The organism is Asticcacaulis sp. P2_C5, from assembly GCF_056404555.1.
In genome coordinates this window covers 470490-482630 of the sequence record NZ_JBFUDU010000001.1, presented here as the reverse complement: position 1 = coordinate 482630, position 12141 = coordinate 470490, and the positions used below count along the sequence as shown (strand labels likewise).

Here is a 12141-nt window from a genome sequence, read left to right as displayed (position 1 = left end):
GCTTCTCGCCACACTTGGGAGTTACGAAAAAATTGTGCCCGCCTCTTATAAAACGAATATTTACACAATTCCGACAGAGTCGCGCCGCTATTTTGCGACCTCCTGGCCCGCACGACAGGTCGTTTCACCTTCGCCGGCCGCCCAGGCAATGCCGGCCTCCAACAGCGCTACGCTGTGGATTTCGGCATAGTTTTCCGGCATATGCCCGATGGCCGAATAGAAGGACCGTCCGTTGCCCAGGCACTGTGTCCAGGCGATCGGATGGTCGCCCATAACCAGTTTCGCGCCCGGATTGTAAGTCGCCTCATCCAGCCTGGCCAATATGTGCGCGCCCCGGCTCCGGGGTGACGACTTGAAGGAATACCACTCCTCCGTCATGGTCCATTCGCTGCCGAGCCCCCTGACTATGGCATCGCTCGGGTCATCGACAACGACCTTGGCCTGCTGGAATTGAGGGGCATGCGGATGGCCAATAAAACGTGCGCCGATCAGTGTGTCGGTGTACCAATCCCAAACATAAAAGGGATCGCCGCCGGAACCATGAAATCCGGCAAACCCGCCGCCGTTTGCGATGTAGTCCTGAAAGGCCTTTTCCTGTGGTACTGTCAGGACGTCGCCGCTGACATTGTTCCAGATCACGGCGTCAAATTTCCTGAGGTCCTCCGCGTTGAACACGGCGGCATTGTCGGTCTCCACCAGGGTCCAGCCGCGGCGGGCAGCCATGGCTTCGAGCGCGGCCTTTGCCGCGTTAACGGAAGGCACGTCCCTGAATCCAACGATTTTTCCGAAGACCAGCAGGGCGGGTCGACGTGTGATCGCCGACAATTCTGGGGGCACCTGGTCATAGCGGGCGCAACGCGCTATTGTATCGGCCGGCGTGACCTCGATCAAACGAATCTCCCGGTCTATTTGGGAGACGACATCATCGGGTATGCCCGCCCATCCCGCGACTCCCCGCAGATTGACGATGGTCCCAAATCCCGGGATGTCGGACATCGAGGGAAATCCCGGTTTCCCGTGAACCAGCACCGGCGCTTGCCGCTCGATGACGGCCCGGGTTTTGGGATTTAACAACAGATCGGCGACGATTGTATCGGCGGAATAGGGCTGGACGGCCAGCGGACAATCCATGCCCGGCTGTGCCAGGGCGGAACCACCCTGTACGAACAAGGCTGACAACGCGAGCAACATAAGTTTTGTACGCATCTTCACCCTGATTACCGACCCATAGGTCTTCGCCAGAGCCATTAATCTCAGGGCCCAGGCAAATTGCATTGCGGGACGCGCAGTCCTGTTGTGACGGCCCATTCTTTCCTCCGATATTATTATTGTTGGCAGAGATATCCCTCCGGCACCATCAAGGACCGGCGTGGACGTAGTTTCCCTAATGAAATATAGTTTTAACCAAAGAAGCGCAACGGAATCCTTCAAACGCACGGCCTTCGCGGCAAGGATGATGGCGATATGGCGCGGCGCACCGACTCCGCGTCCCTCGTAATATTGTCTGACTATTGCCTTTGCTCAGGCGTGCCGGTATGTCTGCACGTGGAATATAATTTTATATATGATGTGAGAGGCAAGATGACGGGCAGGACGAATGGGCGGAACGGCACGGAATGCCGGATCAGATTCGGGCAACAGACAGCCCTGGCCGCCATCCTGGCCGGCGTCATCCTGGCCTTGGGCCTAGCCCTGGCCCTGCCTTCGGCCGCCGAAACGCCCAGGGTTCAGGCCCAATCCGCGCCCGTCGCCTTTCCGACCATCCTCTACGGCGCGGCCTATTACCACGAATACATGCCCTATGAGCGACTCGACAAGGACGTGGCGATGATGAAGGCCGCCGGCTTTAACGTCGTGCGGCTCGGTGAATCGACCTGGAGCCTGTGGGAGCCTGAAGACGGGGTTTTCGACTACGCGTGGATGGACCGCGTGGTCGATGCCATGGGCAAGGCGGGTATCAAGGTCGTCATGGGCACCCCGACCTATTCCGTCCCGGCGTGGATGGCGCATCAGCATCCGGAAATCCTCGCCCGCCGATTGAACGGCCAGCCCGGCACCTATGGCATGCGCCAGAATATGGATACCGACTCGCCGGCTTACCGTTTCTACGCCGAACGGCTGATCCGCCACATCGCCGCCCACTATAAGGATAATCCCAACGTCATCGGCTGGCAGGTCGACAACGAGACGTCGAGCTACGGCGCGGCCAATGACGACGTCTTCATCGGCTTCCAGCATCATCTTGAAAAGAAATTCGGCACGCCTGAAAATCTCAGCAAGGCCTGGTTTCTCAACTACTGGGGCCAGAATATCCATACCTGGGAAGACTTACCCACGCGCGACGGCGCCCAAAGCACGGGTTACAAGCTGGAATGGTCGCGCTGGAGCCAGATGCGTGTGACCGATTTCCTGCACTGGCAGGCGGAGCTGGTGCGCGAATGCGCCTCGCCGCGTCAGTTCGTGACGCACGATTTCGCCGGCTCGATGCATTCTGATGTCAATGAGGAAGCTGTCGCCCGCTCGCTCGACATGCCCGCCGTCAACATCTACCACTGGGGAACCCAGGACCAGTACAATGGCGCCGATCAGGCGGCCCAGGCCGACTTTACGCGATCGCTGAAAGGCGGCAACTTCCTGGTCACCGAGACCAATGCCCAGACGACGGACTGGAGTTCTTCCGCGCAGTATCCGCCGTATGATGGTCAGTTCCGCGAGGACGTCTATACCCACATTTCCAACGGCGCCAATATGGTCGAATACTGGCATTGGGCCTCTACCCACGCCAACCAGGAAACCTATTGGAAGGGCGTGCTGTCCCACGATCTCGAGCCCAACCGCGCCTATGCCGAGATGACACGCACGGCGCACGAACTGCAGAAAATCGGTCCCAGGCTGGTCAATCTCAAGATTCACAACGATGTCGCCATCCTGTGGAGCCGGGATTCGCTCAACGCCCTCAACGATATGCCGTTCGCCAGGGACAAGGCCGATTACGGCGGGCTGGTCCGCCAAATCCACCGCTCGCTGTATAACCTCAACACGGGCGTGGATTTCGTCTTCCCGGAGACCCAGGACTTTTCGTCCTACAAGCTCTTGATCGTGCCGGCCCTGTACGTCGCCGACGATGCGCTGCTGCAGCGTATCTCCGATTACGTCAAGAAGGGCGGCCATGTGCTGATGACGTTCAAGAGCGGCTTCACCAACGAAAACACCGCCGTGCGCTGGACTATGGCGCCGGGACCGCTGCGCGAAGCGCTCGGCTTCCACTACCAGGAATTCTCCAATCTTGCGCAGCCCGTGGCCCTGAAGGACGATCCCTATCACGTGGGCGGCGAGAACAAGGCGCAGTATTGGGCTGAGTTCCTGCAACTCGACACGGCCAAGGCGCTCGCCTGGTACGACCACCCCTTCTTTGGTCGCTGGCCCGCCATCACGACCAACACCTACGGCGCCGGCCAGGTGATTTATGAAGGCACCTATCTTTCAGATAAACTGCAGACCGAGGTGTTGCGGACCTACCTCACCGACCTCGGCATGACGGGGGCGGACCAGCAATTACCTTCGTCTATTCACACCCAGACCGGGGTCAATGGCTTCAATCGCCAACTCCGCTACTACTTCAACTATTCGGGCAGCGAAGTCACCATCGCCTATGGTCATAAGCCAGGGAGCGACCTGCTGAGCGGGCGAAAGGTCGCGGCCGGCGATAAACTGACGCTCGCGCCGTGGGATCTGGCGATCGTCGAGGAAGGCGGATAGTAGAGGGGCGTTTACGGAGTCATGAAATTGCGCAGCCAATACGAGTGCGAAATCTTTCGCAAAGCAACGGTAGCGATTTCGCCATGTCACCGAAATAGGAAATCTAGCCGAAGGTGTTAACTTTTAATATGAGATTTTAAAGTCTCTTGAAGTCTCCTAACTTCCGCAATCAATCTCGGAATGTACTGACGGCTCGAAGCAATGAAGTCTTGATCGGCTACTGTAGCGCCGATGAGTTCAATATCATCTCGTCTATCCCCCACTTCTCCCACAGTAATGCAGCTGGATCCGCTCGTAAAATCCCGTCCTTCGATATACGATTTCCAAGGGCCAGGGCTAATCTCCGACAGCCGGGCCTCTATTTCACGCAGTTCAGCTTCGGTAACGTGCATAACATCATCTCACCTTAGGATTTCGCACCGTCGGCTGGAATATCCCATCCGCAGAAATGGGGTCAGAGACAAATCGTGTCCCTCATCGCCAACTCACCCCGCCGGGGCGACCGACGATTCCCGCACGACCAGCCTGTGGGCGATCAGCTCGAACAATGACCGGTCTGGCGATGCTGTGCGATCGCCATTGACCCGGTCGAACAGCATCTCAGCAGCGCGGCTGCCCATGGTCTTCAGCGGCTGATGTACCGTGGTAAGCGGCGGCCAGATGATTTCCGACACCGGCGTGTCGTCGAAGCCAACCACCGACAGCTCCTGCGGCACCGACAGGCCCGACTTGTGCGCCGTAAACAGCGCCCCCACCGCCATATCGTCATTGGCGCAGATCAGGGCGGTCGGACGATTCTTGCCGGCCAGGATCACCGCCGCCAGGTCTATCCCTGAGCGAAACGTGAAGTTGCCGCGCTCGACGCGCATGAGCGACGCATCCAGCCCCGCTTCGCTGACCGCCCGGACAAAGCCATTATAGCGATCCTCGGCGGCGATATGGCCTTCCAAGCCGCGGATAAAGGCGAAGCGGCGATGCCCCAGTCCCAGCAGATGCCGCGTCAACTCGTAGCCCGCGGCCTCGTCATCAATGCCGACGCCCGGCACGATCTTCTGCGCCTGGCGGCCGGCCGAGACGGCGACCACCGGAAAGTTCGACGCCCGGATGGCCTGCAACAGCTCGACATCGTCGGAAAACGGTGGGGTCAGGATCAGCCCGTCATAGCGCCGCGACGTGATCAGTTCCAGGATCGCCTCGGACTTGCGCAGGCTGTGCTGGTTGACCGTATGCATGCTGAGCTGGAACCCGGCCTTGGCGCAGGCCCGCAGCGCTCCCAGCTCCAGGCCGGCATAGTAGAAGGAGTTGGGTTCGGAATCGATGTCGGAGGTATAGACCAGCCCGAGCACCTGGGTCTTGCCGCCGGCCAGATAGCGCGCCTGCATATTCATCTTGAATTGCAGCTTCTCGACAGCCGCCAATACGGCCTGGCGCACCTTGTCGCTGACATTGGGTCCACCGTTCAGCACGCGCGACACAGTCACCCGCGCCACCCCAGCCAGGGCGGCGACATCGTCGATGGTCGGTTTTCCTGAACTCACCCGCAACCCATCCCTGTTACGATTCACACAGGTAATCTTATGGAGCTTCCCCGCCGATCCGGCAAGCCCCACCTCAACCGGCCTCGAACCCTGCCACCCGTTCACGAATAGCGGCAAAGGTCTCGTCGCGCAGCAGCTCGCCATTGCGCCATACCGGCTGCAGCAGGTTCGCCCCACCCTCGATCGGCGCGTAATCGCCGTCACGCACGGCCACGCTGCGGTAACCGGCGGAATCGCGCACCAGGCCCAGCAAACCTCGCTTCGACCGCTTACCACTATCGGTCACCGGGTCCTTATAGACATCGCGCCATGCCCCGTTCACCTTGGCCGCCGACGCCTTGTAGGCAAAGGCCAGGGTGTCGCGGTCGCACTTCTGCAACAGGGCGCCGCCCATGCCAAAGGCGATGTTCGAGGCGCTGAAGCCTTCCGCCGTCATACGGTCGAGAATGGCCCTGATGCTGACCGGATTGACGCCGTCGCCTTGGATTACCCGCACCGTATTCAGCACGCGGTAACCCTTGCCATTGAGCGTCGTGCCGAAGCGTTCGGCCAGCAGATGCAGGGTCTTCGACACCACCTCGACCGGATCGCCGCTATCGGGCCGCACCACCAGGGTCGCGCCGGCATCGATCACCTTCTGGCGCAGGGCCTCGCCCCACAGGTGCTCGACGGCATTATAAAGATCATAGCTGTCCGACACGACGGCGTAGATGCCGCCGGGCTTGCCGAACTGCGCCACCATATTGGCATAGGCGTCGACTTCATGGTCGCGACCCCAGCTGGTGATGGTCGAATGCTCGGCCGCCGGGATGGAGAAACCGGCCACGGGTTCGCCGTACAGGTGGCGCGCCGCCATGATGGCACCCAGGGTATCGCTGCCCTTGAAATTAACCAGGTGCGCCATGCCACCCAGAGCCGCCGAGGTGCGCGAAGACACCCCGCGCGCGCCGAAATCGTGCAGCTTGAACGGCAGTTCGGCGTCGGGCACATCGGCAGTCTTGATCAGGGCCTCGCGGATGATCCGGCGAACGCCGAAGCTGATGGTCGCTACCGTCACCGGATACCAGACGCGCAACAAGGCGGTCTCGACATAGCTGGTCAGCCAGTGAAAATCCGGGTCGGTATTGACCACCGTCATCATCGGCAGATGGACCGGGGCGATCGTCCCCTCGGCCTGGGCGCGGATCTCGAGCGGCAGATGGCCGCCGTGGCGGTCGAGCAGCAACTCCCAGCCGGCGCGATGAAACGGCAGGCCGTGGGCCGGCAGAATCTCGCCCGCCTCCTCTATGTCTTCGCGCGTCACCGGCCGGGCGAATTCTTCCTTCAATATGGCCTGCAGGCCGAAGAACAGCGCCTCTGGATAGGGTCCGCCGCGCGCCTCGACATAGGAAAACACCTGCTGTGTCCCCTGGGGATACTGCGCGAAATGGCTGGCCTTGTAGCTGTCGGTATTGAGAACGGGATTGAGATGCATGACAGAAGCTCCTTCATGTCGTTGTCAGCTTGAGGGTCTGTCCCCCGGGCTGTAGTTGAAAATTATGCGGCGCCGAGAAAGTGTTCGAGGATAAAGAAATGGTCCTCGAACAGGAATTCGCGCATGCGCCGCGCCTCGGCCAGCGGCACCCAGCGGGCACGCGCCGCATCGTCCGAACCGCGGACCGACGGCAGGTCACCGCTGACGAATTCGAAATAGAAGCCGTAGCTGATGGTGCGGCCGCGCTGCGAGCGGTCGGGGTCGTCGAACACCTGCCGCCCCTTGATGCTGCCCTTCAGCACAGGCGCCGGAATCTTGATGCGCGTCTCTTCCTTCAGTTCGCGGATGACGGCGTCTTCCAGCGTTTCGTCCGGATTGAGAAAGCCTCCCGGAAAGGCCCACAGCCCCTTGCCGGGATAGCCGCCGCGCTTGACCAGCAGGACGTGGCCGGAATGGACCAGGACCGCATCGACCGTGGTGAAGATCGGCGGATAGGGCGCGACGGCCCAGGCGGCCTTGTACGACTGGATGTGTTTGAATTCGCTGACCAGTTCGGCGTGTGCCTTGGTCTTGCGAAAGGCGTCGAGGACCTGGAAGACCGGCAGGGGAACATTGGCCTCGACCAGGCGCCGGGCGCCTTCGTCTTCACTGAACAGGTGATCGCGCAGTTCGGTCGCCGACAGACCGCTGGAAAACGGCACATCGATCAGGTCCCATTGCGGAAAGGCGTGCAGGTAGTAGGAACTGGCGTCCTTCTGGTGGCCGATCAGGCCGATCTTCACCTCAGATGGCGTGTGGCCGTCGTTGAGGATCGCGTCCTCGACATGCTGCTGGACGTCGGCCTGCCAGGCGCCTTCGCGGTAGAGGTGGTCGCCGACATGGCGGAACAGGACGCGGCCGGCATCGGCGCCTAATGCCGCGCGGATCATGATCTCGCGTTCGCCGGCCGACCACGGGTTGCGCGTCGAGCGCGGCGATCCGGCCGAGCCGATCAGCACGATCGCTGTACGGCACGTCTCCAGCGCACGGCGCAGGACGGACAGATGACCATTATGGAAGGGTTCGAAGCGCCCGATATAGGCGACATAATCGTAATGCATGAGGCTCCCTCAGTGCTGTAGGCGACCGGTCTGCCCGGACACGTCTGTTATACGCCGCAATGATTATCGCTGCAAGACTGCTAATGGGTTAACGTCTCATGTTTCAATAGCCAGCGTTTACGCTCCAGCCCACCGCCATAGCCCGTCAGGCTGCCATCGGCGCCGATCACGCGGTGGCACGGCACGATGATGGCGATCGGATTGGCACCGTTGGCCAGGCCGACGGCGCGCCGGGCGGCAGGCCGGCCAACGGTTTCAGCCAGGGTGGTGTAGGTGATGGTCGAGCCGCCCGGAATTGCCCGTAAAGCCGCCCAGACTTCGCGCTGGAACGTCGTCCCACCGGTGGCCACGGTCACAGAATCGATGGCTGCGTGGTCGCCGGCGAAATAGGCGTCCAATGCACCGCTGACGGCTTGCGGTGCGGCGCCACCTTGCAGGACATAGTCGCCATAGTGCCGCCGCAACAGACGATGCATGCGATCTTCGTAGTCGTGGAAATCAAGCGCCCGCACCGCACCGTCATCGTCGCTGACCAGCAAAATCTCGCCGACCGGCGACGCCACACGCTGTTGAAACAGGATCATCCTACCCTCACCGCGCTAAGGTCACACCGCAAGCGGCAATTTGACAGCCTCGAAATGCGCCCGCAAGGCGGTATTGAACACTTCGGGCCGTTCTTCGGGGAAGAAGATTCGCGCCCCATCCAGCTCGATCCGCCGGCAGGTTCCGGGAATGGCATCGGCCAGCCATTGCGACCACGAGACCGGGAAATAGACATCGTCCGTGCCCCATACGATCAGGGTCGGCACCTGTAATCTGCGCAACTGCGGTTCGATCGCCAGGGTATGCCGGCAATCGAAGGCCGCCAGGAACCGCCGGAAGTCATCCAGCTGTTTTTCATTACGTAGCAGGGGTTTCAGATAGATATCGATGGTCTCGTCACTTACCCGTTCTGGATGTTCATAGGCCGGCCCCAGGGCGCCGGGGGAACGGAAGATCGCCTTGTCGGCCAGCATAGCGTCCAATGTATCGCGCAACCCGCCCGCCGCCGCCATGTCCAGGAAGGGCTGGAAGGCCTGCGGTGGCCAGTTGTCATGGGCGTCGCAGTCCGTCAGGGTCAAGCTGCGCACGCGATCCGGGTTGTTGGCGGCAAAGATCTGGGCGATGCCGCCACCGCTGTCGTTGCCGACCAGATCGACCTGGTCGATACCCAGCGCATCGAGGAACTGGGTCAACATCTGGGCATTGGCGCTGACCGACACATCCTGGCCTTCGCCGATTTCGGTATCGCCGTGGGCCAGCAGGTCGACAGCTATGCAACGCCGCATGCCAGCCAGACCGGCCAACTGATGGCGCCACAAATGGCCGTTGAGCAACACACCATGGACGAACAGGGCGACCGGGCCCTGGCCCGCCTCACGATAAGCGATGACACCCGACGGCGTGACGACGGTCTTATGGAGTATCTCAGCCATGGCTCAGGCCTCCTTGACGGTGGAGGTGGCGACAAAGGCTTCTTTCAGCGCGATGGCGCAATCTTCACAGCACACCTCGACGGTCTGGCCGCCGATGGTAACTTCGATCAGGTCGGCGTCGAGTTCGCAGTCGCACGCTGCGCAGGTTTTGGTAGTCATGACAGGTCTCCGTGAATGCCGTATGTGGCAGGATCAGGAAACCATTTTTGACAGGGCGGGCGCTGTCAGATTCTTTAGCGATTTAACGCAGCCGAGCCGATCTTTGGAATTCGGCCGGTGTCTTGCCATAGGCCTGTTTGAACGACGCGCTGAAATGGCTGTGACTGGAAAAGCCGAGATCAAGCCCAAGCGCGGTAAGGTCGTCGTATTCCCCCAGCAGATCGAGCGCGCGGGCCAGACGCAAACGCATCTGATAGCGATAGAGCGGGATGGCCTCGACCTGCTGGAAAACCTGGGTGAGATAGACCGGCGACACGCCGACCTCGGACGCAATCTCGGCCAGTGTCCAGCGCCGCGCCAGGTCCGACGATAGCACGAGTTTGGCGCGGTCGACCAGCTTCTGACGGCCGGCGCTGCCGGCGGAGGCGTGGGACGTGCGCTCACCCAGGGCGCGACGCACCAGGGTCAGGGTAAGGGTTTCGGCCTCCAGCGGTTCGGCGGCACCGTTGTGCAGGCTGTGGCGCAACAAGGCGACCAGGGCCTGGGCGCGTGGATCGATGCGCAATCGCTGGCGGTGGAAGCGCATCCGGTCACCGTCACGCGCCTGGTCGCGCGGCGTCAGTTCGCGCAGCAGGTCGTCGCGCACCGACAGCGACAGGCAGGCGTCGCCGCCCTTGACCGGATGGCTGACGCTGTAGGCTTCGTCAGCATTGAAGAACAGGACTTGATTGGCCTCGGCGACAGACTGGTCACTACCGACATGACGGACGTAGGCGCCACGATAGGGGAAGACCATGTGGGTCGAACTGGCGCACTCTTCGGGGCTTCTGTGTTTGCAGTCTCCGCGGCATACAACATCGCTCAGCGTGACCGCCGTGGTGTCGAGCAGGCGTCTGACCGAGAGTTGCGACATTAGACCCTATGCGGACTGCCAGAGGCGACGAGCTTCCTGGACGACTTGCCTGCGTAACACGATTGATCCTCTGTTTTGCAAAGGCCAGATGTCGTCGTATCACGCTTTTGCGGCTATCATAATCTTTAGCGACTTGTCACCCTAATCGAAATTTAACGACCTGGATCATGGAAAGCACGAGCCAGATCTTGCCCTCCGTAAAAAATGCCTTCGATCAAAACCGTGTTCTCTTCCACCTTGAATGCAATCATTACACGTCGTTCGAATCCGATAACACGCAGTCCTGGCAAGATGTCATCGCGTACCGAACCACGCAGAGGGATGGTCCGAAAGCTGAGGCAGTAATCTACAATGCGTTGGACATAATCGTCAGCGCGACTTTCGTAGCCGGAACGTTCCGTTATATCACGGTGAAGTTTATCGATCTGCCGCTCAGCACGGGGCGTGAAGACAACCCGCACTTACAAGCTTTCAGACTTCACACGACGCGCTCTGATGCGGGTCAGAATCTGCTCTGCAGGCACACCTTTTGACGGATCGGCCATATATTCGGCATGGCCCGCGACAACTTCTTCGCGCAGCCATTTTTCCAACGCGGCGTCGCGCTCCATAAGCGCTCGTATACCATCGCGTATGACCTCGCTTACCGAAGCATAGCTCCCGGAGCTGATCTTGTTCTCGACGACAGCGGCCATGTCGTTCGGCAAGGTAATGCTAAACTGTTGTGTTGTGCGCATGAATTTCTCCCACGCCAACTATATCAGCGAATAGGATTAAATCCCATCGAAATCACTACCTTCTCACCCGAACAAAAACGCCGTCGTGTCGAATATGATCTTCTTCAGTTCCTCGCGGCCGGCGCCGGCGCGGGCGCGCATGCCGATATTGGCCGTCAGCCCAACCACCATCTGCGACAGCACCTTCGGATCGGCGCTGGACTTCAGACAGCCATAGGTCTGGGCGTCGCGGAAAAAGCTTTCGAAGCGCTGGTCGAAACTGGCCATGGTCGCCTGGACCATATCCATGATCGACTCGTGGCGCGGCGCCTCATTGATCGCCGAACTCATGAAGGCACAGCCCAGGCAACTGTCGCTTTCGCCGGTATAGGTGTCGATCATGACGTCGAAATAGCGCCGGATCATGCTGAGCAGCGAATCGTCACCGCCATTGCACATCAGGATACGGTCCAACTGGGCCCAGATCTGGCGATGATACATCTCGATCGCCTTGATATAGAGGGCCTCTTTGTCGCCGAAGGCCGCCGCCAGGCTGGGCCGGCTGACGCCGGTAGCCTCAGCCAGGTCATCGAGTGAAGTGGCCGAAAAGCCGCGCTCCCAGAACAGCTCCAGCACCTTTTCCAGCACCGTGTCCGGATTGAAAGCGCGCGGCCTGCCACGCTTCCGTACAGTGTCGCAGGCGTTGATATCGCCCAGGCCGCCACATACGCCGGCTGTCAATTCGGAAATCTTCAGGTCATCCATCGAACGCTGCACTCCCTCGGCGCCTGCTGACATGTTCGGGACTCCCGCCTGTCATAATGGCGCCGGACATAAGACTACTGTTTTTTGCCTGGCATGACCAGCGTTTAAGCCGGCCAGAAAGGCCACATGTGGCTCACATTTCCGAGCCATAACATATTTATTTGCGATGTCGCATAAAAATATGTTTACAAAAAGTCAGAAGCGACTATTTATGTGCGACATCGCAGCAAATTGGCACATAA

12 protein-coding genes are annotated in these 12141 nt (G+C 60.2%); 1 reads left to right on the top strand and 11 read right to left on the bottom strand.

Annotated elements, in window-relative coordinates:
- Positions 1-87: 87 nt before the first annotated feature.
- Complete coding sequence (locus AC1DXO_RS01960) at positions 88-1431, bottom strand: ThuA domain-containing protein (RefSeq protein WP_476976401.1); 1344 nt, start codon at positions 1429-1431, stop codon at positions 88-90.
- Between the two features lie 150 nt (positions 1432-1581).
- Here AC1DXO_RS01960 and AC1DXO_RS01955 point away from each other — a divergent pair, with 150 nt between their 5' ends.
- Entirely contained in the window at positions 1582-3759 is a 2178-nt protein-coding gene (locus tag AC1DXO_RS01955) for a beta-galactosidase (protein ID WP_476976400.1), read from the top strand.
- A 485-nt stretch (positions 3760-4244) separates the two neighbouring features.
- Here AC1DXO_RS01955 and AC1DXO_RS01950 read toward each other — a convergent pair whose 3' ends face one another.
- From AC1DXO_RS01950 to AC1DXO_RS01905, 10 genes are all read right to left on the bottom strand, one after another.
- Entirely contained in the window at positions 4245-5297 is a 1053-nt protein-coding gene (locus tag AC1DXO_RS01950) for a LacI family DNA-binding transcriptional regulator (RefSeq protein ID WP_476976399.1), read from the bottom strand.
- A gap of 73 nt (positions 5298-5370) precedes the next feature.
- Positions 5371-6771 carry a nicotinate phosphoribosyltransferase gene (locus tag AC1DXO_RS01945; RefSeq protein WP_476976398.1) on the bottom strand — a complete coding sequence of 467 codons (1401 nt, stop codon included), beginning with the start codon at positions 6769-6771 and terminating at the stop codon, positions 5371-5373.
- Between the two features lie 62 nt (positions 6772-6833).
- Complete coding sequence (locus tag AC1DXO_RS01940) at positions 6834-7871, bottom strand: bifunctional nicotinamide-nucleotide adenylyltransferase/Nudix hydroxylase (protein ID WP_476976397.1); 1038 nt, start codon at positions 7869-7871, stop codon at positions 6834-6836.
- Positions 7872-7951: 80 nt separating this feature from the next.
- Entirely contained in the window at positions 7952-8455 is a 504-nt protein-coding gene (locus AC1DXO_RS01935; protein WP_476976396.1) for a methylated-DNA--[protein]-cysteine S-methyltransferase, read from the bottom strand.
- A gap of 21 nt (positions 8456-8476) precedes the next feature.
- The gene (locus AC1DXO_RS01930; RefSeq protein ID WP_476976395.1) at positions 8477-9346 is read right to left on the bottom strand and encodes an alpha/beta fold hydrolase; all 870 of its coding nucleotides are present in this window, start codon (positions 9344-9346) and stop codon (positions 8477-8479) included.
- 3 nt (positions 9347-9349) lie between these two features.
- Positions 9350-9505, bottom strand: a complete 156-nt coding sequence (locus tag AC1DXO_RS01925) for a hypothetical protein (RefSeq protein ID WP_476976394.1) — start codon at positions 9503-9505, stop codon at positions 9350-9352.
- Between the two features lie 82 nt (positions 9506-9587).
- The gene (locus AC1DXO_RS01920; RefSeq protein ID WP_476976393.1) at positions 9588-10418 is read right to left on the bottom strand and encodes a helix-turn-helix transcriptional regulator; all 831 of its coding nucleotides are present in this window, start codon (positions 10416-10418) and stop codon (positions 9588-9590) included.
- A gap of 152 nt (positions 10419-10570) precedes the next feature.
- Positions 10571-10879: a type II toxin-antitoxin system RelE/ParE family toxin gene (locus AC1DXO_RS01915; RefSeq protein ID WP_476976392.1), complete on the bottom strand. Its 309-nt coding sequence runs from the start codon at positions 10877-10879 to the stop codon at positions 10571-10573.
- Positions 10880-11155: a type II toxin-antitoxin system ParD family antitoxin gene (locus AC1DXO_RS01910; RefSeq protein ID WP_476976391.1), complete on the bottom strand. Its 276-nt coding sequence runs from the start codon at positions 11153-11155 to the stop codon at positions 10880-10882.
- A gap of 63 nt (positions 11156-11218) precedes the next feature.
- A complete protein-coding gene (locus AC1DXO_RS01905; RefSeq protein ID WP_476976390.1) occupies positions 11219-11932 on the bottom strand; it encodes a TetR/AcrR family transcriptional regulator in 714 nt (237 codons plus the stop codon).
- Positions 11933-12141: the final 209 nt, after the last annotated feature.